Below are 25237 nucleotides of genomic sequence, written 5' to 3'. Positions count from 1 at the left end.
AAGCCTTATGTTTCGGCACTTGTACTTTGAATACTTACTTAACTCAGTAAGAGTTATAAGGACTTCTCAAGTTGTGTCATTAATCTCTACAAACTCGCTGACGCCTGAGACCCCGATGGTTGAAAACTTTCGGATTTTCGCTAGTTTGACCTCTAGTTTTCTCTTGTCTACTGCGTTGTGTAGCACATCGACTTCCACTACCAATATCATTTCAGGGCTATCACGTTCACCATTTGGTTTCGGCTCGGATGTTTCGCTGTCTACGCTTTACTACTGTCGTTACCTTCAGCAGCACAAGACTCGCTATATGGTGGAGCTAGCTACTCCTTCCATAACAGGACTTTCACCCGTAAGATTAATGCACCTTATCTTGACGCACACACAAATTAAATGATTGACTCGATTGACTCTATTATTTAGATAAATATTTTTTTGAAAATTTAGAGCCTTTCTAATTAAGTGTGTAAATTTTTCATAGGGCTTAAATTCTACCTTCAAATTTTATCAAAAAGTGAGCCATAGCTGCGTTCCAGTTCGGAATCGGCATAACCCATTTCTTGGTCATATAATCAATTGCCAAATATAAGGTCTTAAAAACGGCATTATCATTTGGAAAAACCCGTTTATTCTTAGTAACCTTACGTAATTGGCTATTGACAGATTCTATACTATTAGTTGTGTATATTACTTTCCTTATCGCCTCAGGGTATTCTAGAAAAACCATTAAATTTTCCCAATGAACATACCAAGATTTAGCAATTTGTGGATACTGTTTACTCCATTTAGCTTCAAAAGATTCTAAAGCAAGATGTGCTTCTTCCTCTGTGCTAGCAGTATATATAGGCTTTAAATCAGCCGCTAATTCTTTTCGGTCTTTATATGATACATATTTTAAACTATTTCTAATCTGATGTACAATACATAATTGATGTTCGGTTTTCGGAAAAACTGCTTCTATTGCCTCAGACATACCGGTTAAATTATCACTGCAAGCAATAAGCATGTCTTGCATACCTCTGTTCTTCATCTCAGTAAAATTACCAAGCCAAAATTTAGCTCCTTCATTTTCACTGTTCCACAATCCTAAAATATCCTTCCTTCCAGATAAATCAATACCTAATGCTACATATACAGACTTATTGATAATTCGTTTATCTTGACGTACTTTTACTACTAAACAGTCAAAAAATACTATAGCATATACTCGATCCAATGGTCGGCTTTGCCATATCTTGACATCCTCAATTACATCATCAGTAATTTGACTTATCAAACTTTCGCTAACGTCAGCTCCATACAATTCTTGCATTTGAATCTTAATATCAGATAAGCTCATTCCTTTAGCGTATAACGATATTATTTTATCATCAAATCCTTCAATACGTCTTTGACGCTTCGGAATTAATGCAGGTTCAAATGTACTACTTCTATCCCTTGGAACCTCAATCTCTACAACTCCATTATTTGTTACTAGATTCTTTACTTTACTACCATTACGAACATTATTGCTATCAGTATGACAATATTTATCATATCCTAAGTGATTATTCATCTCTGACTGCAATGCCTTCTCTACAAGCCTTTTGGTTAATTGTTTTAATAAACCATCCTCTTTAAATAAAGTTGATATATCTGTATCATTATTTATTAATAAATCTATTGCTTGATTCATTGCTTCATTTTGTTTGTGACGCATTATAATTTCTCCTTTTGTTATATTATATTTTTATATAACCTTTGAAAAATTTACACACTTATTTGTACAGAGCCGAAAATCTCCGTAAGAGGGATCATAATATATTCTCCAATTTTGTTGTTATTATTCGAGAACTTTATAATCCCTCCCTTCTTACTTTTCAAATATTCTTTCTCCTAACACACTAGTTTGAAAGAAGGTTTTATTTTTACCATAGCTCACCACCAACAGTTTGTTTATGTTATTACATAATGCTTAGCATTTTGTTTGGTGCTTACGTCAAACTCAGGTTAATGTATCTTTATCTGTATCTAATTTTTTAGCCATAATTCCTCCTTGCTTGCTTAAGTTACTTTTTTTACAGTAATCTCTTACTGCTTTCTTTGCAACTTACACAAACTATAGGACAGACTCCATAACATAATTGCTGGGCTGAGATTTGATATATAATATATAACTCACCCGCAAACACTATTGCCATCCCCGTTTATTATTGTCATCGCCGTTTACTATTGTCATATATGGACGAGTGAATTTGTCAACAAAGAAAATAAAAAAATAGAGCCACAAAGGAAGCGGTCATATATTCGGCATCGAGTGCCATAATGGTTTCTGCATTCTTATAAATATCCTTGAGTGACCTCTCATTCCCACGGCTTCTAGAGCCTCGACATAATTACGGATTTATTCAGAATACTTATTCATTAACTCTTTAACTTTCGTTCTCTTTATTGTTACTATTCTTTACTCGCAATATTTATCAATTACCAATTTTTATTTAGTTGACATAGTTTCTTCTTTTTTCTCAACTAAACTAATTTGCAACATATTCGCTACCATTGGTGACTACTGCATAAGCAATCCTTGCTAACTTATTTGCTAAACCAACACATATAATATTATATGATTTATTTTCAGCAAATTTCTTCACTGCCCACTGCACTAGTTTATCTTTCGATTCCTTACCACTTTTTGCTCTTATTGCTATTGTCCTTGCAGCTTGAATCAACATAGTTCTGGCATATCTATCTCCCTGTTTGGTAATCCCTCCTAAAACTATCTTATCTCCTGAGCTATGTTGCTTTGGTACCAAACCAAGCGAAGCAGCAAAATCCCTCGGGGTTGGATAACTTTCCATTGGGGCTACACTCAAACAACTAGCATTGATTGCTCCAATGCCAAAAATTGTCTGCAACCTAGTAGCTTTCTCACTTTGCTTATTATTGCTGATAATCAGCTTTTCTAAAGTTTTCTCTTTGTCACATAAATCCTCAATTTCTTTACATTCTAAAAGTAAAATTGACCGTATCCCAGAATTTATATAACCTTTACTATACGCTAACTCTACCTCCAGCCTACATGATTTGCAAAATTTATTTTTACTTAATTTTGTATTATAGCCATATTCACATAAACTTGATATTGTAGAATTAGTTTTTTGCACACGATCTCTGATCGTATTACTTCTAATTTTATGCAAAAATTTTATATCTTGTTCCTCTTTGCTTTTTGGAAGCACAGTTTTTAATTCTGGATCACGAGCCGCTTTGCATATTGCTAACGCATCGTTATAATCATTTTTCTGTTTCGATGTAGCATAAACTTTTACATCTTTTGTTTTCATTAGTTTGACTTGCAAACCAAGCTTAGCAATTTCCTATGACCAATAATTAGCTCCTCCACATGCTTCCATAGCTACCAATGAACTTTTATCGAGATTGCTTAAATAGGCTATTAACTCATCTCTTGTAACTTTTTGATAACCTATTTTTTTGCCATTTTGATCGACTTGCACCAAGTGCATACTATTTTTTGCTAAATCTATTCCTATTATAGTATTTTTTATGCTATTATTTATCATGGTATGGACCTATTAATTAAATTATTATTTAATTTGGAGCAGCTGAAAACTATTTTTCAGCTGACTCCGTACAAGTAAAGCATATTTCGCTTCACTCGTCCATACCATCATTCCCGCGTAGGCGGGAATCTATAATACCTCAGGGTATTTTTAGATCCCTGCTTTCGCAGGGATGACAACCATGATCCTATATTTTATACCAATTGCAATAATTAACACGGTGTGTTTATCCAGTCTCTATACATAATTGATTTTACTAAATCTACATTATGAGCAAATTGATTCCAAGCGTAACAAGCCATAGTGACGATATCTTCATATACACCATAACATTGGTTAGACAAGAAATGATTTTTGATCCATTCCCAAACTTGTTCCATTGCATTAAGTTCCGGTGCATAGGGCGGAAGCGGTATCAAAGTGATATTGCTTGGCACAGTTAGTTTTTTGGCTGTGTGCCAACCTGCATTATCCGTTAGTAAAGCTATATGTCGGTTGCCTTGAATACTGCGAGAAAGCTCTTCTAAGAATTTATTCATTGCCTGTGTGTTTGCATATGGGGGGAGTAGACGTAATAGTCACCTATTACGCCCCTCGTTAGAACCGCATCGTGCCCTATTAAGGCAATGGGCTCAAGATATCATCATTTACACGGTATGCTCACTGAAACATGACATGATATACTTTTACCTTTGGCAAAGGATGGCGTGTAATAAAAAGTCTAAATTGTTCCCAGTTAAATGATTTCTTCTGACTGCGTCTATTTAGCCATTTGAACATTATTTTAACCGCCTTCCATATGAAACCATTTACGGCATCGCAATTGTGCGACACTCCATAATATTGGATATGTCCTCTAAGCTTACTGCAAAAGATTGTCCATATGATAGGTAGTTTGTATTTGTTTCTAATGCCTTTACACCAATCATTAACTTTCTTTAACTTGGTGCTTATCCTTTTTCCACTGCTCTTTAACTTAGGTATTATTCTACCATTCCTAGACTTTCCCAGATAAAAGGTAAATCCTAGAAAATCAAAGGACTCCTGTTTTATGCCTCGAGACAACTGGTTCTTTGAAAATCTGACCAATTTGGTCTTTTCTTCATTAAGTTTAAGTTTGTACTTTTCAAGTCGTTTCACAAGAACTACTTTAATCTTCTTTGCATCCTCTTCATATCTACAGCATATCACTGCATCGTCACAGTAGCGAAATAATTCTACCGTACCACTGCAATGCTGGGTTACTACTTTTTTAATCCATTCATCTAGTACATAGTGAGCAAATATATTCGCAAGTATGGGGCTTACAATACTTCCTGCAATTACCCCTTCTTCTAGGATAGTTAACTCTCCATCAGATAATACTCCCGCCTTAAACATACGGATTAAATACCTAATTAGCCTCTCATCCTGAACCTTCTCCCGTAATATTTCGATCAATATCTTCCTATCCAATGTACCAAAAAAAGTTCGCTAAGTCTAAGTCTATTATGCTCTCAACCTCATTTTCATAAAGATGTTTAGAAAGCTCCCTTACTGCATCATGACATCCAATCCCTGCCCTGAAACCGTAGGAACACTTAAGGAATAATGGCTCATAGATATTTTCAAGTACCTTCTTCATCATCTTTTGGCAAAGCTTATCTTCAAAATTGCTAATCCCTAAAGTCCTATACTTACCCGGGCTTCCTTCCTTTGGTATCTTTACCTCTAGTATATTCCCTGGTTTATATACCATGTTCTTTAGTTTCTTAACCAATTCTCTGATATTTTCTGTAAGGTTTAAGCTATAGCTCGATTTGTCCATACCATCTGTTCCCACCGCTCTATTTACATCAAGCTCTTGGTAACATTTGGTAAGTGCTTCTTCATTAAATAAATGCATGAGATTGTTAAATCTCTTGCCCTTATCCTGTGAGGATAACCATGCTATTCTTTTTAGTTTCGTTTCTGTATTTATTTGATATTCTGTTGTTATCATAACATTTCCCTAAAAAGATCGATTTTACCCAGGATCCTTCGCTCCACAAACTTTCCTCTGCTTCAACACTACTATGATCCATCCGACTTCCTATATCCCCTCTCAGCTCCCTTGGGTTTTACTCTTGTCGGCTGATACTTCAAAAAAAATGGAAGAGAATATAGGATATCCCACGTTCATAGATAAACTTTTATTACATGCCATGCTCTCCGACCCCGGAAACCTAAACCTATATCTGCCTAATTTACGATATAGATAATGTTGCATTCCTTTATCTTAACAAAGTCTGCGATCTCATATAACATTTTTAACGTGGCTCAATCACTACGGCCTGTAATATCTCTGCCTACGCTTAGCATAATTGTTGCCAATTTCTGCCCAAGGCTCGATACTTAGTGTGCTAGGTCAACACTTCTAAGACTGTTCTTTCAACAACTAGTTTATCTACACTTCGTGGCGCACTAAAATTAATGCAAAAGCTTCTCCTGTATCATGGCAAGCAGCTCCATAAATATATGTTGAAATGAATTGCTGTTGCCGAACTTTACGGGGTCTAGTGCCACGCTTAGCCCATATACGAGTTAAGCTACCTTGTTGCCCAACTCGAGTTTCATCCTGAGACCATATATCAACTTTACATCTATCGATATTTTTTGGTAATAATTTTGTTAACATGTCTGGGAAGTTTTTTTATATGTATTTTGAGTCTCTTGATTTGACTTTGGATGCATTGAACGAGAAGTAATCCAGCTAAAACCAAGGCGGTGCATAGTATTGTAGACTGTTTTTAAAGCGCATTTAGCACCATATTCCTCAAGTAACATGATATGTAGCTCCTTTCCAGTTATATACCCACCAGTTTTACTTTCACTGAGCGTATTGATTTTATCAAAAAGAGCAGACTCTTGTATAGTGTTAATCTTCCTAGGGGCGCCGCTTCTTTGTGATTCAAATAATCCTTCAAAACCATGATTCCTAAATCTTCTGAGCCATGATTGCACAGTTTTCCAGTGTGACTTCACTATTTCAGATATGGCTTTTAAAGATTTGCCTAATTGAAGGTGATACATCGCCAATAAACGTATACGATTTCGACCATGCGGCTCATGTTTCATCATTTTTATAAAATCATGACCATGAAAACCTTGTGGTAATATTAACCTAGCCATTTGAGTACCTTTATCAGTTAAAAACCCATTTTACACCACTGCGTTAATTATTGCAATTGGTATCACTTTCTCATCAAATCCATTAAATCTCCTCAGCCCTTTTGGTATTAATTGAGGATTATACTCTCCTTCCCGATCTCTTGGTACTTCTACTGTCAGCTTACGACCATCCCCATCAATTACTGTCTTCTCATAGCTACCATTACGACGATTATTATCTACTTTTGCCATCTTGCTATGTTTTGAATATCCTAATTCATGATCCAACTCACTTGCTAATATTTTCTCAACTATTTGCTTCTTTAGCTGTTGAAATAAACCATCTCGACCAAATAACTCCGATGGATCTGCTTTTGATAATAATTCTTCTACTAGCTGATTACTGATGTTTAATGTATCTTTATCTGTATCTAATTTTTTAGCCATAATTCCTCCTTGCTTGCTTGCTTAAGTTACTTTTTTTACAGTAATCTCTTACTGCTTTCTTTGCAACTTACACAAACTATAGGACAGACTCATTTTTGCCAGTTAATACCGCCATGTATAAAGCATCCCGTGGTATTTTTCTGCCTCCCCTAATAAATCTTCGTCCTTGCTTATTACCACTATCATGGGCGTACGGAGCTATCCCCACAATTGCTGACAATTCATTACTACTATAATTTTTATCCCCTAATTCAGGTACAAAACTAATTAGTTTTGTAGCCAAACATTTACCAATACCAGGTACAGTCTCTAATATTTTTACCTTCTCTTTTAACTCTTCTGACTCATCTATTGTTTTGTTTAACTTCTTATCAAGCTCAGCTATTTCATTTTGTAAGAATTTAATGTGTTTTTCTATACTATCTTTATCAATACCATCAATACTATGATGTAGTCTTTTCTTTTCATTGCTAAGCATTAATACTAAATCTTCTCGTCTTTGCTTATATCTCTTCAAATTCTCTGATTCAACTTGATATATATAATTCGCTGAAAGCTGCATCTTATCACCATAATATGCTAATTTAAATGCATCCTTCCTATCAGTTTTACACAAATTTACCGATTTACTAAAAGAATTAAAACTATATGTATTGACCTTATGTATTTGTTGCTTATTATTATACAGCTTTTGACAAATCTCAGCTTCGTATCCTCCAGTGGGTTCACATATTATTAGCTTAATCTCTTGCTCTTTTGCTAATTTAATCACCTCTTCATGACCAGCTGCATCATTGGCAAAACGATGATATTTAGGTTTATCGCTTGTATTATATACACATATATCAAGCCATTGTTTACTTACATCTAGACCTATTATTTTACTCATGATATAATCTCCTTCGTCTTATTGTGCAAGGCTGCTACTTCCAACACCTTCTGCAATTTGTTCAAAGCAAACTTTGTAAGAGGGTACTTATTCTATGCTCGATTATCTCAATCAAGTACCCCTCAAATCACCCTCTTACCATTACTTATATCATAATTTAAAGATATAAGTACCCTACAATTTTTGTAAAGATGGTATTAGGATAGAAAAAAGTTTTTGTTTGGGAGGTATTAATAATGTGGATATTAGCTGCGTTATGGCTGTTGTAGATTGATAAAAAGCATTTTTGATATGATCAAAGCCATAGGTAAATAATGAAAACAATTGTCTTTCAATGGTTTTGTACCGTTTTATTCGGATGGGATTTAAGGCATTTTGTATTATTCCATTTTTGACTATTAAAGCTGAAGCAATAGCAGTTATCACTAATAATTTTTCAAATCTATCCAATTTTACAATGTGACTTTTTTCAATATCAAAACCACCGCTTTTTAGGTGCAAAAATAGTCGTTCAACACTCCAACGAAATTTATATAAAGCAAAAATATCTTGCTCTATTTCAATTGAAGACACCAGAACCATCAGCTCGCTCTTATCATTTCTATATGCGGTAAAATTAACCTTTCTATTCCATAATATACCACTACAAGCCCTATACTCTAAGGCTTTAACATCACTAAATATTCTTTCAATGGTTAAAGTTCTTAAACCTTTTGTAAGACGAATTTTATGATCCATTTTTAATGGAATAACAAACTTTAGATGGTTATTTATCAGAAAGTCTAACCATTCTTTATTCATAAATTCTCTATCAGCAAGCAAATATTTTATTCTTTCAACGCCAAAATTATTAATAAATTTCTGTAAAAATTCCTTCATAAATTCTGCAGAACACCCGCCACCATGCGACAAAGTCTTCCAGAATATTGGCACCGATATTTTACCAATTACCATTACTAAAAATAAAATATTAATATCGGATTTACCAAATTTCCAACTTGTCCTATCCATTGCTACGACATAATTTTTTGAAGCAAAAAAGCTTAATAGCAAATAGCCAACCTTCATATAATCAAAATTAAAATCTTTTAAAAAACGATAAATTCTATGAGTTTTTGACGTCGCTTTAGCATCACCTAAAATACCAAGTGCTAAACCTTTTTGATAAATTGAGCTGCCCGTCAGCAAACTAATTACCATACCAAACAAACATTTTAATCTTGATTTATTTCCGTCTATATATAAAATCAATTCTTGAAGTATTATATTAACCTCAGTTTGATGTAAGAGGAAGGTTGAGATTGTTTAATTTTCCAAAAGCTACAGAAATTTTATTAGGCTTAAAAACATAGGCAAGCAGTCCAGCTAATACGTTAGTTTGAAAATTCATAACAGATCTGTGCCTTGTATGGTCTATATGACAAAGGTTTTTTAGTTGATCGTTAATGGTTTCAATAATATACCTTTTATTTAAAAACCGCTTTTTAATAGGATCTATTATTCTTTCTTTCATATTACTTTTAATTTTTGTTATTAGTTCTAAACCTTGATTAGCAAGGGATTGAGTGAGTTTTTTACTGATATACCCACGATCACCAAAAAGCCAGCCTTGTAATTTATCTACTAAATTTTCCACCACTGCTCTATCATCAACATTTCCTGGAGTTAAAGAAAAACTCATAATCTCTCCGCAACTGTTAATGACAATATGTAGCTTACAACCAAAGAACCACCCAGTGGAAGTCTTACCTCTTTTTGCTATGTCTTTGAATACTTTATGTCTATTAATTCTTAAATTATGGCAAGCAGGAAGTTTAGTAGAGTCGATATAATATTGACCAGTTTGTTTTCCTGATAGGCTTTTTAGCAGTAACACCATGGGCATGAAGCTCATTGGCATTAACTGAACAAAACGACTATAGCTCACAAGTTTTGGAAATTCCTTTCTATAACTTTGACATAGGCAGCATAAATAAAAATCTTTAAAGGTACGGTAGTGACTCAAGTGAAACATTACTATAATAGTAATAATCTCTGAGAGTCCTATACTGCAAACTACTTTACGCTTACGGTTAGGATTTGGTAATATATATTTATTTTGCTCCGTATCAAAATGCTTGCAAAAATCATCAATTAAGCAGAAAATCTCCGTAAGAGGGATCATAATATATTCTCCAATTTTGTTGTTATTATTCGAGAACTTTATAATCCCTCCCTTCTTACTTTTCAAATATTCTTTCTCCTAACACACTAGTTTGAAAGAAGGTTTTATTTTTACCATAGCTCACCACCAACAGTTTGTTTATGTTATTACAAAATGCATAATATAATACTTCAAGAATTGATTTTATATATAGACGGAAATAAATCAAGATTAAAATGTTTGGTTGGTATGGTAATTAGTTTGCTGACGGGCAGCTCAATTTATCAAAAAGGTTTAGCACTTGGTATTTTAGGTGATGCTAAAGCGACGTCAAAAACTCATAGAATTTATCGTTTTTTAAAAGATTTTAATTTTGATTATATGAAGGTTGGCTATTTGCTATTAAGCTTTTTTGCTTCAAAAAATTATGTCGTAGCAATGGATAGGACAAGTTGGAAATTTGGTAAATCCGATATTAATATTTTATTTTTAGTAATGGTAATTGGTAAAATATCGGTGCCAATATTCTGGAAGACTTTGTCGCATGGTGGCGGGTGTTCTGCAGAATTTATGAAGGAATTTTTACAGAAATTTATTAATAATTTTGGCGTTGAAAGAATAAAATATTTGCTTGCTGATAGAGAATTTATGAATAAAGAATGGTTAGACTTTCTGATAAATAACCATCTAAAGTTTGTTATTCCATTAAAAATGGATCATAAAATTCGTCTTACAAAAGGTTTAAGAACTTTAACCATTGAAAGAATATTTAGTGATGTTAAAGCCTTAGAGTATAGGGCTTGTAGTGGTATATTATGGAATAGAAAGGTTAATTTTACCGCATATAGAAATGATAAGAGCGAGCTGATGGTTCTGGTGTCTTCAATTGAAATAGAGCAAGATATTTTTGCTTTATATAAATTTCGTTGGAGTGTTGAACGACTATTTTTGCACCTAAAAAGCGGTGGTTTTGATATTGAAAAAAGTCACATTGTAAAATTGGATAGATTTGAAAAATTATTAGTGATAACTGCTATTGCTTCAGCTTTAATAGTCAAAAATGGAATAATACAAAATGCCTTAAATCCCATCCGAATAAAACGGTACAAAACCATTGAAAGACAATTGTTTTCATTATTTACCTATGGCTTTGATCATATCAAAAATGCTTTTTATCAATCTACAACAGCCATAACGCAGTTAATATCCACATTATTAATACCTCCCAAACAAAAACTTTTTTCTATCCTAATACCATCTTTACAAAAATTGTAGGATACTTATATCTTTAAATTATGATATAAGTAATGGTAAGAGGGTGATTTGAGGGGTACTTGATTGAGATAATCGAGCATAGAATAAGTACCCTCTTACAAAGTTTGCTTTGAACAAATTGCAGAAGGTGTTGGAAGTAGCAGCCTTGCACAATAAGACGAAGGAGATTATATCATGAGTAAAATAATAGGTCTAGATGTAAGTAAACAATGGCTTGATATATGTGTATATAATACAAGCGATAAACCTAAATATCATCGTTTTGCCAATGATGCAGCTGGTCATGAAGAGGTGATTAAATTAGCAAAAGAGCAAGAGATTAAGCTAATAATATGTGAACCCACTGGAGGATACGAAGCTGAGATTTGTCAAAAGCTGTATAATAATAAGCAACAAATACATAAGGTCAATACATATAGTTTTAATTCTTTTAGTAAATCGGTAAATTTGTGTAAAACTGATAGGAAGGATGCATTTAAATTAGCATATTATAGTGATAAGATGCAGCTTTCAGCGAATTATATATATCAAGTTGAATCAGAGAATTTGAAGAGATATAAGCAAAGACGAGAAGATTTAGTATTAATGCTTAGCAATGAAAAGAAAAGACTACATCATAGTATTGATGGTATTGATAAAGATAGTATAGAAAAACACATTAAATTCTTACAAAATGAAATAGCTGAGCTTGATAAGAAGTTAAACAAAACAATAGATGAGTCAGAAGAGTTAAAAGAGAAGGTAAAAATATTAGAGACTGTACCTGGTATTGGTAAATGTTTGGCTACAAAACTAATTAGTTTTGTACCTGAATTAGGGGATAAAAATTATAGTAGTAATGAATTGTCAGCAATTGTGGGGATAGCTCCGTACGCCCGTGATAGTGGTAATAAGCAAGGACGAAGATTTATTAGGGGAGGCAGAAAAATACCACGGGATGCTTTATACATGGCGGTATTAACTGGCAAAAATGGTTTTCAATATTTAAAAACTTTATACAATAGGCTTGTTAATAATTTTAAACCTAAGAAAGTTGCGATAGTTGCTTGTATGCGTAAGCTACTTGAAGTTTGCCATAAACTTATTCAACAAAAACGTTGTTTTATTATTTAGATAAATATTTTTTTGAAAATTTAGATAAAAGATAATTGCTATGGATTCTATCTTAAATCAGGAAGAATTGCATATCTAGACATAATTTAAGTGAAAATTAACATATCCATGACCACTTATAAGCGATATTGCCATTTTATTTTTATAAATACCACCTTCATGCAATATCCAGGCTAGTGGATAATGGGTTACAGCTTTTACATAACTAGATTCCAGCTCTTGTAGCTTTATAGGGTCTGATGTTGAATTATAAATTCCGATCATCACCAAAAACTAAAGCATTAACTAAAGTCGGTGTATAGAGGGATTTAAGCTTTTCAAAACTATATAAATTTTTATCTTCTTTGACATAATCTGGTAGTAAATCATCATTATCTATTGCAACAATCACTCCTGCTATGTCAAATAGTTGGCGTAATTGGTTTGCATGACTATCCGTAGAAAAATGCTTAGCAAGATAATTATTCCCCTCTATTATTACTAAAGAAAGAATAATAGTTACTATTATCCTAATAAACCAGTTAGCTTTAAGAGAAACTGATAATACAAACAAAATTAAAATTGGGGCAATAAATTGTGCTTGAAATTTAACAGCAACAACATAAAAAATAACTAATAACAGTCCAATAGCTGCCAAATAAGATGGTCGTTTTTGATGATAGCTATAAAAAATACAACTAGCTATTACAAAAAAACTGAGCCTTTCTAATTAAGTGTGTAAATTTTTCATAGGGCTTAAATTCTACCTTCAAATTTTATCAAAAAGTGAGCCATAGCTGCGTTCCAGTTCGGAATCGGCATAACCCATTTCTTGGTCATATAATCAATTGCCAAATATAAGGTCTTAAAAACGGCATTATCATTTGGAAAAACCCTTTTATTCTTAGTAACCTTACGTAATTGGCTATTGACAGATTCTATACTATTAGTTGTGTATATTACTTTCCTTATCGCCTCAGGGTATTCTAGAAAAACCATTAAATTTTCCCAATGAACATACCAAGATTTAGCAATTTGTGGATACTGTTTACTCCATTTAGCTTCAAAAGATTCTAAAGCAAGATGTGCTTCTTCCTCTGTGCTAGCAGTATATATAGGCTTTAAATCAGCCGCTAATTCTTTTCGGTCTTTATATGATATATATTTTAAACTATTTCTAATCTGATGTACAATACATAATTGATGTTCGGTTTTCGGAAAAACTGCTTCTATTGCCTCAGACATACCGGTTAAATTATCACTGCAAGCAATAAGCATGTCTTGCATACCTCTGTTCTTCATCTCAGTAAAATTACCAAGCCAAAATTTAGCTCCTTCATTTTCACTGTTCCACAATCCTAAAATATCCTTCCTTCCAGATAAATCAATACCTAATGCTACATATACAGACTTATTGATAATTCGTTTATCTTGACGTACTTTTACTACTAAACAGTCAAAAAATACTATAGCACGTCAGTTCGGGATAAGATATAGATGAAATAGTAATAGATAAAAGGATTGTCAAAAAGGAGTGCCTGCAGTATTTATATTTTTAAACAAAAAAACAAACTACAGGCATGAAAAAAGATATCACAGAATTATATAGTTTTATAGATGATTTTTGTAAAATTTATTTGGAGTATGAACAGAGAAAGTTATTACCATCAAATAAGCAAAGAAATCGCTGTTGTAGCATGAGTCTAAGTGAAATGTTAACAATAATAATTATGTTTCATACATCCTATGCTAAGAATTTTAAATTTTTCTATAAAAGTTATATAGAGTGCATGCATAAGGATGATTTTCCCAAAGCCTTGAGTTATAATAGATTTGTTGAATTAATGGCACGATTATTCATACCGCTAAATATGTTGATTCATTTGTTGTTTGGTGAGGAAACAGGTATTTATTTTATTGACTCTACAACGATTAAAGCTTGTCACAATAAAAGGCGTTATAGCAATAAAGTTTTTAAAGGATTAGCCAAACATAGTAAATCCTCTATGGGGTATTTTTATGGTTTTAAATTACATGTAATAATCAATAATAAAGGGGAGTTTATGGCATTAAAAGTGACCAAAGGCAATGTAGATGATAGGGTTCCAGTACCGGAGTTAACAAAAAGATTAACTGGAATTATAGCAGCTGATAAAGGTTATATTAAGCAAAATTTGTTCTTAAATTTATATGAAAGAGGCTTAAAAATGATTCATGGAATTAAGAAGAATATGGAAAATAAATTAATGGATTTGAAAGAAAAAATCTTACTTCGAAAGCGTAACTTAATTGAAACAGTTTTTGATTATCTAAAAAATAAAATGAACCTTGAACATACTAGACATAGATCACCAATAAATGCCTTTGTCCATATATTATCTACTCTTGTTGCTTACTCATTAAAGAAAAATAAACCTTCAACAAAATTTGATTTTAATCTACATGTTCACAATATCCTTATCCCGAATTGACGTAATATGATATTTGCAATCCCATTTAGAATGATTTAAACTTTCGTATGTTGTCATATATTTTCTCCTTTGACCGTCAAGCCAAAGAAGTTATATATGATAACTTTTTATTTTATACTAAATCTAAAGGCCAAGCCTTGATGGTCTCACTAGTCAAACTAGTGGCTTACCTATCATTGAGTTAACAATTGTACAACAGTGTAAGTTATTGGATATTAGCAGGTCAACCTATTACTATCAACCTACTGGTATTAGTGAACAAGATATCAAGATTATGGCAATAATTGATGAGACCTATACTATGCATCCATATTATGGTATGCGGCGGATGGCTAAATATTTACAAGCCCAAGGTTTTTCGGTAGGTCGTAAAGCTGTTAGACGTTACTACAAGATAATGGGTCTTGAAGCTGTTTATCCTAAAATAAATTTAAGCAAGAGGAATCAAGTGCATAAAATATATCCTTATTTACTAAAAGGATTAGAAATAGTATTGCCAAACCAGGTTTGGAGTGCAGATATAACGTATATAAGACTGAGCCAAGGGTTCGTATATTTAGTAGCTATTATACCAATTGCAATAATTAACGCAGTGGTGTAAAATGGGTTTTTAACTGATAAAGGTACTCAAATGGCTAGGTTAATATTACCACAAGGTTTTCATGGTCATGATTTTATAAAAATGATGAAACATGAGCCGCATGGTCGAAATCGTATACGTTTATTGGCGATGTATCACCTTCAATTAGGCAAATCTTTAAAAGCCATATCTGAAATAGTGAAGTCACACTGGAAAACTGTGCAATCATGGCTCAGAAGATTTAGGAATCATGGTTTTGAAGGATTATTTGAATCACAAAGAAGCGGCGCCCCTAGGAAGATTAACACTATACAAGAGTCTGCTCTTTTTGATAAAATCAATACGCTCAGTGAAAGTAAAACTGGTGGGTATATAACTGGAAAGGAGCTACATATCATGTTACTTGAGGAATATGGTGCTAAATGCGCTTTAAAAACAGTCTACAATACTATGCACCGCCTTGGTTTTAGCTGGATTACTTCTCGTTCAATGCATCCAAAGTCAAATCAAGAGACTCAAAATACATATAAAAAAACTTCCCAGACATGTTAACAAAATTATTACCAAAAAATATCGATAGATGTAAAGTTGATATATGGTCTCAGGATGAAACTCGAGTTGGGCAACAAGGTAGCTTAACTCGTATATGGGCTAAGCGTGGCACTAGACCCCGTAAAGTTCGGCAACAGCAATTCATTTCAACATATATTTATGGAGCTGCTTGCCATGATACAGGAGAAGCTTTTGCATTAATTTTACCATATGCAAACACACAGGCAATGAATAAATTCTTAGAAGAGCTTTCTCGCAGTATTCAAGGCAACCGACATATAGCTTTACTAACGGATAATGCAGGTTGGCACACAGCCAAAAAACTAACTGTGCCAAGCAATATCACTTTGATACCGCTTCCGCCCTATGCACCGGAACTTAATGCAATGGAACAAGTTTGGGAATGGATCAAAAATCATTTCTTGTCTAACCAATGTTATGGTGTATATGAAGATATCGTCACTATGGCTTGTTACGCTTGGAATCAATTTGCTCATAATGTAGATTTAGTAAAATCAATTATGTATAGAGACTGGATAAACACACCGTGTTAATTATTGCAATTGGTATTATTGACTGGTATAGTCGTTATATTCTAAGTTGGCGAATCTCCATTAGTTTGGAAAGTGAATTTTGTGTAACAGCCCTTGAAGACGCTATAGAAAAATATGGTATGCCAAAAATATTTAATACTGATCAAGGAGTACAATTTACCTCGGAGAATTTTATTAGTATGCTAAAGCTACATAATATCTTGATTAGTATGGATGGTAAGGGACGAGCCTTAGATAATATTTTTATTGAACGTTTTTGGCGATCATTAAAACAGGAAAAAATTTATCGGATTATTTTAACAACAGTAAAGGAGGCAAAGACAGCAATTAACGAATATATGGACTTTTATAATAGACAAAGTAAGGTGGTCCCCTTTGTCTAGACAAAAATTTAGATAAATAGAGATATAATTCACAAAAATTAAATTGTTGTTTTTATACAATATTTTTTTCAAAATATACACATTCTGGAGTTTTATAATCCAAAGCTTGATGCATCCTTTGTCTATTATAAAAGTCCATATATTCGTTAATTGCTGTCTTTGCCTCCTTTACTGTTGTTAAAATAATCCGATAAATTTTTTCCTGTTTTAATGATCGCCAAAAACGTTCAATAAAAATATTATCTAAGGCTCGTCCCTTACCATCCATACTAATCAAGATATTATGTAGCTTTAGCATACTAATAAAATTCTCCGAGGTAAATTGTACTCCTTGATCAGTATTAAATATTTTTGGCATACCATATTTTTCTATAGCGTCTTCAAGGGCTGTTACACAAAATTCACTTTCCAAACTAATGGAGATTCGCCAACTTAGAATATAACGACTATACCAGTCAATAATAGCTACTAAATATACGAACCCTTGGCTCAGTCTTATATACGTTATATCTGCACTCCAAACCTGGTTTGGCAATACTATTTCTAATCCTTTTAGTAAATAAGGATATATTTTATGCACTTGATTCCTCTTGCTTAAATTTATTTTAGGATAAACAGCTTCAAGACCCATTATCTTGTAGTAACGTCTAACAGCTTTATGACCTACCGAAAAACCTTGGGCTTGTAAATATTTAGCCATCCGCCGCATACCATAATATGGATGCATAGTATAGGTCTCATCAATTATTGCCATAATCTTGATATCTTGTTCACTAATACCAGTAGGTTGATAGTAATAGGTTGACCTGCTAATATCCAATAACTTACACTGTTGTACAATTGTTAACTTATTATGATTAGGCTCTATCATATTACACCTAACCTTTAATTCCAAACAATGCAGATTTTTTTTTGAGCCAGTCACACTCAACGCTTAACTGACCAATTTGCTCATATAGATTCTTGATTAACCCCTGCTGATTTGGATCAGCACTCTGTGTTTTATTCTTAAAACCTTGTACTAACAACTCAAGACCTTGTTTTTTCCAGTTACTTATCTGTGTTGCATGAACACCATACTTACTGGTTATCTGGGCTATTGTTAGCTCTCCCTTAATTGCTTCTATGACAATTTTGGCTTTCTCCTCAGCACTATATTGCCTTACTTGTTTTTTCATCTCTAGCTCTCCTTGTTTGCTAAAGAATTCTATCTCATTTTTCTTATTTTTCTGTCCAAAATATTGGAACCATTATAGGTGAGCTATGGTAAAAATAAAACCTTCTTTCAAACCAGTTTGTTAGAAAGAATATTTGAAAAGTAAGAAGGGAGGGATTATAAAGTTCTCGAATAATAACAACAAAATTGGAGAATATATTATGATCCCTCTTACGGAGATTTTCTGCTTAATTGATGATTTTTGCAAGCATTTTGATACGGAGCAAAATAAATATATATTACCAAATCCTAACCGTAAGCGTAAAGTAGTTTGCAGTATAGGACTCTCAGAGATTATTACTATTATAGTAATGTTTCACTTGAGTCACTACCGTACCTTTAAAGATTTTTATTTATGCTGCCTATGTCAAAGTTATAGAAAGGAATTTCCAAAACTTGTGATACCAATTGCAATAATTAACACGGTGTGTTTATCCAGTCTCTATACATAATTGATTTTACTAAATCTACATTATGAGCAAATTGATTCCAAGCGTAACAAGCCATAGTGACGATATCTTCATATACACCATAACATTGGTTAGACAAGAAATGATTTTTGATCCATTCCCAAACTTGTTCCATTGCATTAAGTTCCGGTGCATAGGGCGGAAGCGGTATCAAAGTGATATTGCTTGGCACAGTTAGTTTTTTGGCTGTGTGCCAACCTGCATTATCCGTTAGTAAAGCTATATGTCGGTTGCCTTGAATACTGCGAGAAAGCTCTTCTAAGAATTTATTCATTGCCTGTGTGTTTGCATATGGTAAAATTAATGCAAAAGCTTCTCCTGTATCATGGCAAGCAGCTCCATAAATATATGTTGAAATGAATTGCTGTTGCCGAACTTTACGGGGTCTAGTGCCACGCTTAGCCCATATACGAGTTAAGCTACCTTGTTGCCCAACTCGAGTTTCATCCTGAGACCATATATCAACTTTACATCTATCGATATTTTTTGGTAATAATTTTGTTAACATGTCTGGGAAGTTTTTTTATATGTATTTTGAGTCTCTTGATTTGACTTTGGATGCATTGAACGAGAAGTAATCCAGCTAAAACCAAGGCGGTGCATAGTATTGTAGACTGTTTTTAAAGCGCATTTAGCACCATATTTCTCAAGTAACATGATATGTAGCTCCTTTCCAGTTATATACCCACCAGTTTTACTTTCACTGAGCGTATTGATTTTATCAAAAAGAGCAGACTCTTGTATAGTGTTAATCTTCCTAGGGGCACCGCTTCTTTGTGATTCAAATAATCCTTCAAAACCATGATTCCTAAATCTTCTGAGCCATGATTGCACAGTTTTCCAGTGTGACTTCACTATTTCAGATATGGCTTTTAAAGATTTGCCTAATTGAAGGTGATACATCGCCAATAAACGTATACGATTTCGACCATGCGGCTCATGTTTCATCATTTTTATAAAATCATGACCATGAAAACCTTGTGGTAATATTAACCTAGCCATTTGAGTACCTTTATCAGTTAAAAACCCATTTTACACCACTGCGTTAATTATTGCAATTGGTATGAGCTATAGTCGTTTTGTTCAGTTAATGCCAATGAGCTTCATGCCCATGGTATTACTGCTAAAAAGCCTATCAGGAAAACAAACTGGTCAATATTATATCGACTCTACTAAACTTCCTGCTTGCCCTAATTTAAGAATTAATAGACATAAAGTATTCAAAGACATAGCAAAAAGAGGTAAGACTTCCACTGGGTGGTTCTTTGGTTGTAAGCTACATATTGTCATTAACAGTTGCGGAGAGATTATGAGTTTTTCTTTAACTCCAGGAAATGTTGATGATAGAGCAGTGGTAGAAAATTTAGTAGATAAATTACAAGGCTGGCTTTTTGGTGATCGTGGGTATATCAGTAAAAAACTCACTCAATCCCTTGCTAATCAAGCTTTAGAACTAATAACAAAAATTAAAAGTAATATGAAAGAAAGAATAATAGATCCTATTAAAAAGCGGTTTTTAAATAAAAGGTATATTATTGAAACCATTAACGATCAACTAAAAAACCTTTGTCATATAGACCATACAAGCCATAGATCTGTTATGAATTTTCAAACTAACGTATTAGCTGGACTGCTTGCCTATGTTTTTAAGCCTAATAAAATTTCTGTAGCTTTTGGAAAATTAAACAATCTCAACCTTCCTCTTACATCAAACTGAGGTTATTATATTTTTATATAACCTTTGAAAAATTTACACACTTATTTGTACAGAGCCAAAAAACTACCTAAGCCAAACCCTATTCTTTCCAAATTACACCGGATTGAGCTAATATATTTGGAAGAAATGGTATTACAAAATAAAGATATCTATATTTATTTTGTCGATCAGCATAAAAAAGCAATAATACCCCACCCCACAACAATACTAAATGCCATAATAGCATTATCTGTGGCCCTTGATAGATATGATTGAGTAACGACCATATCATTGACATTAAAGGTGGATGATGAGAAAAATAATTTCCACTAATACTTTGTTCATATTGAGAAAAGCTATCAACCGTCATATATGGACGAGTGAATTTGTCAACAAAGAAAATAAAAAAATAGAGCCACAAAGGAAGCGGTCATATATTCGGCATCGAGTGCCATAATGGTTTCTGCATTCTTATAAATATCCTTGAGTAACCTCTCATTCCCACGGCTTCTAGAGCCTCGACATACTTACGGATTTTGTTCAGAATACTTATTCATTAACTCTTTAACTTTCGTTCTCTTTATTGTTGCTAATCTTTACTCGCAATATTTATCAATTACCAATTTTTATTTAGTTGACATAGTTTTTTCTTTTTTCTCAACTAAACTAATTTGCAACATATTCGCTACCATTGGTGACTACTGCATAAGCAATCCTTGCTAACTTATTTGCTAAACCAACACATATAATATTATATGATTTATTTTCAGCAAATTTCTTCACTGCCCACTGCACTAGTTTATCTTTCGATTCCTTACCACTTTTTGCTCTTATTGCTATTGTCCTTGCGGCTTGAATCAACATAGTTCTAGCATATCTATCTCCCTGTTTGGTAATCCCTCCTAAAACTATCTTACCTCCTGAGCTATGTTGCTTTGGTACCAAACCAAGCGAAGCAGCAAAATCCCTCGGGGTTGGATAACTTTCCATTGGGGCTACACTCAAACAACTAGCATTGATTGCTCCAATGCCAAAAATTGTCTGCAACCTAGTAGCTTTCTCACTTTGCTTATTATTGCTGATAATCAGCTTTTCTAAAGTTTTCTCTTTGTCACATAAATCCTCAATTTCTTTACATTCTAAAAGTAAAATTGACCGTATCCCAGAATTTATATAACCTTTACTATACGCTAACTCTACCTCCAGCCTACATGATTTGCAAAATTTATTTTTACTTAATTTTGTATTATAGCCATATTCACATAAACTTGATATTGTAGAATTAGTTTTTTGCACACGATCTCTGATCGTATTACTTCTAATTTTATGCAAAAATTTTATATCTTGTTCCTCTTTGCTTTTTGGCAGCATAGTTTTTAATTCTGGATCACGAGCCGCTTTGCATATTGCTAACGCATCGTTATAATCATTTTTCTGTTTCGATGTAGCATAAACTTTTACATCTTTTGTTTTCATTAGTTTGACTTGCAAACCAAGCTTAGCAATTTCCTGTGACCAATAATTAGCTCCTCCACATGCTTCCATAGCTGCCAATGAACTTTTATCGAGATTGCTTAAATAGGCTATTAACTCATCTCTTGTAACTTTTTGATAACCTATTTTTTTGCCATTTTGATCGACTTGCACCAAGTGCATACTATTTTTTGCTAAATCTATTCCTATTATAGTATTTTTTATGCTATTATTTATCATGGTATGGACCTATTAATTAAATTATTATTTAATTTGGAGCAGCTGAAAACTATTTTTCAGCTGACTCCGTACAAGTAAAGCATATTTCGCTTCACTCGTCCATACCATCATTCCACCAGGATAGGCTGATAAAAAATGAAAAAACATTAAAGCGAAACATAAAATGACGGGATAATATTTACGCCAAAATTCTGTATAAAAAATATTTTTCATAATTTAAAAATCCTTGAGATAATCTATTCTTATGGAATGGATTGCTTCAACCATTGCATGGTCTCGCAATGACGTATATGCATCTCAAGCGTCATTGCGAGAAGGCGTAAGCCTCCGAAGCAATCCATTTAATCGTTTGGATTGCTTCGTCGACCTAAGGTCTCCTCGCAATAACCTCTAGGCTCTGTGAACAAAATTTTAATTGTTTAGATTTTGAGTATTTTTAAGCGAAAATTAATAAGATTTTTGCCGGAATAGTTAGTTCTATTTCAAAAAAATCTTATAATTTGCAGCTAAAAAGAGTCGAAATCTAAACAATTAAAATTTTGTTCACAGAGCCTAGGTAAAAGTCTTATAAAAAATGATGGTCTATAAGCCGGATTTTGTATAGATAATATTTCTATTATTTATTGCGGTTATTTATCTAGGATAAATGTTACCATTTACCTCAAGCGATCTACCCGCACTACTTCTAGCCAGAGATGCCTAGGAACACGTAAGTTCTGTAGTGCCTATTTGATCTTGCTCTTGGTGGGGTTTACCATGCGTAGCTTGTTACCAATCTACCGGTGTGCTCTTACCACACCATTTCACCCTTACCAAACTATATTATAATTTGGCGGTATATTTTCTGCGGCACTTTCCCTAAAAGATTACTCTCCCGCTGGACGTTAACCAGCACCATATCTCTGTAGAGTCCGGACTTTCCTCGTAAATTCTAGTATAGATTTTTACGCAACTGCACAACCATCGAGGTGATTATGTTTTAATATATTTGCCTAGTCAATGATTTTTTACTAAATTTTTTTACTAGATCAACCTGAGTTTGACGTAAGCACCAAACAAAATGCTAAGCATTATGTAATAACATAAACAAACTGTTGGTGGTGAGCTATGGTAAAAATAAAACCTTCTTTCAAACCAGTTTGTTAGAAAGAATATTTGAAAAGTAAGAAGGGGGGATTATAAAGTTCTCGAATAATAACAACAAAATTGGAGAATATATTATGATCCCTCTTACGGAGATTTTCTGCTTAATTGATGATTTTTGCAAGCATTTTGATACGGAGCAAAATAAATATATATTACCAAATCCTAACCGTAAGCGTAAAGTAGTTTGCAGTATAGGACTCTCAGAGATTATTACTATTATAACCTCAGTTTGATGTAAGAGGAAGGTTGAGATTGTTTAATTTTCCAAAAGCTACAGAAATTTTATTAGAGTCTGTCCTATAGTTTGTGTAAGTTGCAAAGAAAGCAGTAAGAGATTACTGTAAAAAAAGTAACTTAAGCAAGCAAGGAGGAATTATGGCTAAAAAATTAGATACAGATAAAGATACATTAAACATCAGTAATCAGCTAGTAGAAGAATTATTATCAAAAGCAGATCCATCGGAGTTATTTGGTCGAGATGGTTTATTTCAACAGCTAAAGAAGCAAATAGTTGAGAAAATATTAGCAAGTGAGTTGGATCATGAATTAGGATATTCAAAACATAGCAAGATGCCAAAAGTAGATAATAATCGTCGTAATGGTAGCTATGAGAAGACAGTAATTGATGGGGATGGTCGTAAGCTGACAGTAGAAGTACCAAGAGATCACGTCAGTTCGGGATAAGATATAGATGAAATAGTAATAGATAAAAGGATTGTCAAAAAGGAGTGCCTGCAGTATTTATATTTTTAAACAAAAAAACAAACTACAGGCATGAAAAAAGATATCACAGAATTATATAGTTTTATAGATGATTTTTGTAAAATTTATTTGGAGTATGAACAGAGAAAGTTATTACCATCAAATAAGCAAAGAAATCGCTGTTGTAGCATGAGTCTAAGTGAAATGTTAACAATAATAATTATGTTTCATACATCCTATGCTAAGAATTTTAAATTTTTCTATAAAAGTTATATAGAGTGCATGCATAAGGATGATTTTCCCAAAGCCTTGAGTTATAATAGATTTGTTGAATTAATGGCACGATTATTCATACCGCTAAATATGTTGATTCATTTGTTGTTTGGTGAGGAAACAGGTATTTATTTTATTGACTCTACAACGATTAAAGCTTGTCACAATAAAAGGCGTTATAGCAATAAAGTTTTTAAAGGATTAGCCAAACATAGTAAATCCTCTATGGGGTATTTTTATGGTTTTAAATTACATGTAATAATCAATAATAAAGGGGAGTTTATGGCATTAAAAGTGACCAAAGGCAATGTAGATGATAGGGTTCCAGTACCGGAGTTAACAAAAAGATTAACTGGAATTATAGCAGCTGATAAAGGTTATATTAAGCAAAATTTGTTCTTAAATTTATATGAAAGAGGCTTAAAAATGATTCATGGAATTAAGAAGAATATGGAAAATAAATTAATGGATTTGAAAGAAAAAATCTTACTTCGAAAGCGTAACTTAATTGAAACAGTTTTTGATTATCTAAAAAATAAAATGAACCTTGAACATACTAGACATAGATCACCAATAAATGCCTTTGTCCATATATTATCTACTCTTGTTGCTTACTCATTAAAGAAAAATAAACCTTCAACAAAATTTGATTTTAATCTACATGTTCACAATATCCTTATCCCGAATTGACGTGTATCAAAATGCTTGCAAAAATCATCAATTAAGCAGAAAATCTCCGTAAGAGGGATCATAATATATTCTCCAATTTTGTTGTTATTATTCGAGAACTTTATAATCCCTCCCTTCTTACTTTTCAAATATTCTTTCTAACAAACTGGTTTGAAAGAAGGTTTTATTTTTACCATAGCTCACCACCAACAGTTTGTTTATGTTATTACATAATGCTTAGCATTTTGTTTGGTGCTTACGTCAAACTCAGGTTGAATAG

25 protein-coding genes, 1 other RNA gene and 7 pseudogenes are annotated in these 25237 nt (G+C 33.0%); 12 read left to right on the top strand and 21 right to left on the bottom strand.

Annotated elements, in window-relative coordinates; all coding sequences use genetic code 11:
• Positions 1-481: 481 nt before the first annotated feature.
• The 12 genes and pseudogenes from NBW66_RS06445 to NBW66_RS06390 form a co-directional block, all read right to left on the bottom strand.
• Complete coding sequence (locus tag NBW66_RS06445) at positions 482-1696, bottom strand: IS256 family transposase (RefSeq protein ID WP_250310568.1); 1215 nt, start codon at positions 1694-1696, stop codon at positions 482-484.
• An 814-nt stretch (positions 1697-2510) separates the two neighbouring features.
• On the bottom strand, positions 2511-3335 hold the full coding sequence (locus tag NBW66_RS06440; protein ID WP_284346677.1) for an IS110 family RNA-guided transposase: 825 nt from the start codon (positions 3333-3335) through the stop codon (positions 2511-2513).
• An 18-nt stretch (positions 3336-3353) separates the two neighbouring features.
• Entirely contained in the window at positions 3354-3557 is a 204-nt protein-coding gene (locus tag NBW66_RS06435) for a hypothetical protein (RefSeq protein ID WP_250310719.1), read from the bottom strand.
• A 212-nt stretch (positions 3558-3769) separates the two neighbouring features.
• Positions 3770-4102 (bottom strand): annotated as a pseudogene (locus NBW66_RS06430) (transposase); the annotation flags it as partial.
• A gap of 115 nt (positions 4103-4217) precedes the next feature.
• Positions 4218-5012, bottom strand: coding sequence for a reverse transcriptase domain-containing protein (locus tag NBW66_RS06425; protein WP_250310563.1), 795 nt, complete (start codon positions 5010-5012; stop codon positions 4218-4220).
• Positions 5005-5538 (bottom strand): reverse transcriptase domain-containing protein, encoded by a 534-nt coding sequence (locus tag NBW66_RS06420; protein ID WP_250310562.1) that lies wholly within the window; start codon positions 5536-5538, stop codon positions 5005-5007. The genes NBW66_RS06425 and NBW66_RS06420 overlap by 8 nt, the downstream gene beginning before the upstream one ends.
• 444 nt (positions 5539-5982) lie before the next feature.
• Positions 5983-6213: a hypothetical protein gene (locus tag NBW66_RS06415; protein ID WP_250310561.1), complete on the bottom strand. Its 231-nt coding sequence runs from the start codon at positions 6211-6213 to the stop codon at positions 5983-5985.
• Complete coding sequence (locus tag NBW66_RS06410) at positions 6207-6707, bottom strand: helix-turn-helix domain-containing protein (RefSeq protein WP_250310542.1); 501 nt, start codon at positions 6705-6707, stop codon at positions 6207-6209. The genes NBW66_RS06415 and NBW66_RS06410 overlap by 7 nt, the downstream gene beginning before the upstream one ends.
• 30 nt (positions 6708-6737) lie before the next feature.
• Positions 6738-7133 carry a transposase gene (locus NBW66_RS06405; protein ID WP_250312062.1) on the bottom strand — a complete coding sequence of 132 codons (396 nt, stop codon included), beginning with the start codon at positions 7131-7133 and terminating at the stop codon, positions 6738-6740.
• A 76-nt stretch (positions 7134-7209) separates the two neighbouring features.
• Positions 7210-8022: an IS110 family transposase gene (locus NBW66_RS06400; RefSeq protein WP_250312061.1), complete on the bottom strand. Its 813-nt coding sequence runs from the start codon at positions 8020-8022 to the stop codon at positions 7210-7212.
• Positions 8023-8196: 174 nt separating this feature from the next.
• Positions 8197-9273, bottom strand: a complete 1077-nt coding sequence (locus NBW66_RS06395) for a transposase (RefSeq protein WP_250312060.1) — start codon at positions 9271-9273, stop codon at positions 8197-8199.
• A gap of 22 nt (positions 9274-9295) precedes the next feature.
• Complete coding sequence (locus tag NBW66_RS06390; protein ID WP_250310807.1) at positions 9296-10186, bottom strand: IS982 family transposase; 891 nt, start codon at positions 10184-10186, stop codon at positions 9296-9298.
• Between the two features lie 153 nt (positions 10187-10339).
• Here NBW66_RS06390 and NBW66_RS06385 point away from each other — a divergent pair, with 153 nt between their 5' ends.
• Positions 10340-11440, top strand: coding sequence for a transposase (locus NBW66_RS06385; protein ID WP_250310546.1), 1101 nt, complete (start codon positions 10340-10342; stop codon positions 11438-11440).
• 174 nt (positions 11441-11614) lie between these two features.
• Complete coding sequence (locus NBW66_RS06380; protein ID WP_250312059.1) at positions 11615-12553, top strand: IS110 family RNA-guided transposase; 939 nt, start codon at positions 11615-11617, stop codon at positions 12551-12553.
• 247 nt (positions 12554-12800) lie between these two features.
• Here the strand turns inward: NBW66_RS06380 and NBW66_RS06375 are convergent, their stop codons facing one another.
• Both NBW66_RS06375 and NBW66_RS06370 read right to left on the bottom strand, forming a co-directional pair.
• A complete protein-coding gene (locus NBW66_RS06375; protein ID WP_250312058.1) occupies positions 12801-13190 on the bottom strand; it encodes a hypothetical protein in 390 nt (129 codons plus the stop codon).
• A 98-nt stretch (positions 13191-13288) separates the two neighbouring features.
• Positions 13289-14002, bottom strand: a pseudogene (locus tag NBW66_RS06370) (IS256 family transposase); the annotation flags it as partial.
• 110 nt (positions 14003-14112) lie between these two features.
• Here NBW66_RS06370 and NBW66_RS06365 point away from each other — a divergent pair.
• The 5 genes and pseudogenes from NBW66_RS06365 to NBW66_RS06345 form a co-directional block, all read left to right on the top strand.
• On the top strand, positions 14113-15003 hold the full coding sequence (locus tag NBW66_RS06365) for an IS982 family transposase (protein ID WP_250310582.1): 891 nt from the start codon (positions 14113-14115) through the stop codon (positions 15001-15003).
• Positions 15004-15211: 208 nt separating this feature from the next.
• Positions 15212-15604, top strand: coding sequence for an IS3 family transposase (locus NBW66_RS06360; RefSeq protein ID WP_250312057.1), 393 nt, complete (start codon positions 15212-15214; stop codon positions 15602-15604).
• Positions 15605-15634: 30 nt separating this feature from the next.
• Complete coding sequence (locus NBW66_RS06355) at positions 15635-16135, top strand: helix-turn-helix domain-containing protein (RefSeq protein WP_250310542.1); 501 nt, start codon at positions 15635-15637, stop codon at positions 16133-16135.
• Positions 16129-16689: an IS630 family transposase gene (locus NBW66_RS06350; protein ID WP_250310543.1), complete on the top strand. Its 561-nt coding sequence runs from the start codon at positions 16129-16131 to the stop codon at positions 16687-16689. The genes NBW66_RS06355 and NBW66_RS06350 overlap by 7 nt, the downstream gene beginning before the upstream one ends.
• A pseudogene (locus NBW66_RS06345) lies at positions 16668-17042 on the top strand (transposase); the annotation flags it as partial. The gene NBW66_RS06350 and the pseudogene NBW66_RS06345, both read left to right, overlap by 22 nt.
• Before the next feature lie 82 nt (positions 17043-17124).
• Here NBW66_RS06345 and NBW66_RS06340 read toward each other — a convergent pair.
• Positions 17125-18250, bottom strand: a pseudogene (locus NBW66_RS06340) (IS3 family transposase).
• Between the two features lie 199 nt (positions 18251-18449).
• Between NBW66_RS06340 and NBW66_RS06330 the strand changes: the two are divergent.
• A pseudogene (locus NBW66_RS06330) lies at positions 18450-18689 on the top strand (IS982 family transposase); the annotation flags it as partial.
• Positions 18690-18705: 16 nt separating this feature from the next.
• Here the strand turns inward: NBW66_RS06330 and NBW66_RS06325 are convergent.
• Both NBW66_RS06325 and NBW66_RS06320 read right to left on the bottom strand, forming a co-directional pair.
• A complete protein-coding gene (locus NBW66_RS06325; protein WP_250310543.1) occupies positions 18706-19266 on the bottom strand; it encodes an IS630 family transposase in 561 nt (186 codons plus the stop codon).
• Positions 19260-19760 (bottom strand): helix-turn-helix domain-containing protein, encoded by a 501-nt coding sequence (locus NBW66_RS06320; RefSeq protein ID WP_250310651.1) that lies wholly within the window; start codon positions 19758-19760, stop codon positions 19260-19262. Before NBW66_RS06320 ends, NBW66_RS06325 begins: the two co-directional genes overlap by 7 nt.
• A 61-nt stretch (positions 19761-19821) precedes the next feature.
• Between NBW66_RS06320 and NBW66_RS06315 the strand changes: the two are divergent.
• Positions 19822-20475: pseudogene (locus NBW66_RS06315) on the top strand (IS982 family transposase); the annotation flags it as partial.
• Between the two features lie 79 nt (positions 20476-20554).
• On the opposite strand, the gene NBW66_RS06310 reads toward NBW66_RS06315, so the two are convergent.
• From NBW66_RS06310 to rnpB, 4 genes are all read right to left on the bottom strand, one after another.
• Positions 20555-20824 (bottom strand): hypothetical protein, encoded by a 270-nt coding sequence (locus NBW66_RS06310; protein WP_250312054.1) that lies wholly within the window; start codon positions 20822-20824, stop codon positions 20555-20557.
• A gap of 296 nt (positions 20825-21120) precedes the next feature.
• A complete protein-coding gene (locus NBW66_RS06305; RefSeq protein WP_250312053.1) occupies positions 21121-22167 on the bottom strand; it encodes an IS110 family RNA-guided transposase in 1047 nt (348 codons plus the stop codon).
• Between the two features lie 24 nt (positions 22168-22191).
• Complete coding sequence (locus NBW66_RS06300; RefSeq protein ID WP_250312052.1) at positions 22192-22380, bottom strand: hypothetical protein; 189 nt, start codon at positions 22378-22380, stop codon at positions 22192-22194.
• 356 nt (positions 22381-22736) lie between these two features.
• Positions 22737-23135, bottom strand: an RNA gene (gene rnpB / locus NBW66_RS06295) — RNase P RNA component class A.
• Between the two features lie 252 nt (positions 23136-23387).
• Between rnpB and NBW66_RS06290 the strand changes: the two are divergent.
• From NBW66_RS06290 to NBW66_RS06280, 3 genes and pseudogenes are all read left to right on the top strand, one after another.
• A pseudogene (locus NBW66_RS06290) lies at positions 23388-23534 on the top strand (IS982 family transposase); the annotation flags it as partial.
• A gap of 154 nt (positions 23535-23688) precedes the next feature.
• Entirely contained in the window at positions 23689-23997 is a 309-nt protein-coding gene (locus NBW66_RS06285; RefSeq protein WP_250312051.1) for a transposase, read from the top strand.
• A 90-nt stretch (positions 23998-24087) separates the two neighbouring features.
• The gene (locus NBW66_RS06280) at positions 24088-24978 is read left to right on the top strand and encodes an IS982 family transposase (protein ID WP_250310582.1); all 891 of its coding nucleotides are present in this window, start codon (positions 24088-24090) and stop codon (positions 24976-24978) included.
• Positions 24979-25237 lie beyond the last annotated feature (259 nt).

It is taken from the genome of Rickettsia endosymbiont of Oedothorax gibbosus, from assembly GCF_936269705.1.
In the GTDB taxonomy this organism is placed as follows: Bacteria; Pseudomonadota; Alphaproteobacteria; order Rickettsiales; family Rickettsiaceae; genus Tisiphia.
The sequence above is the reverse complement of the archived record's forward strand: the minus strand, read 5'-3'. Positions and strand labels throughout refer to the sequence as shown.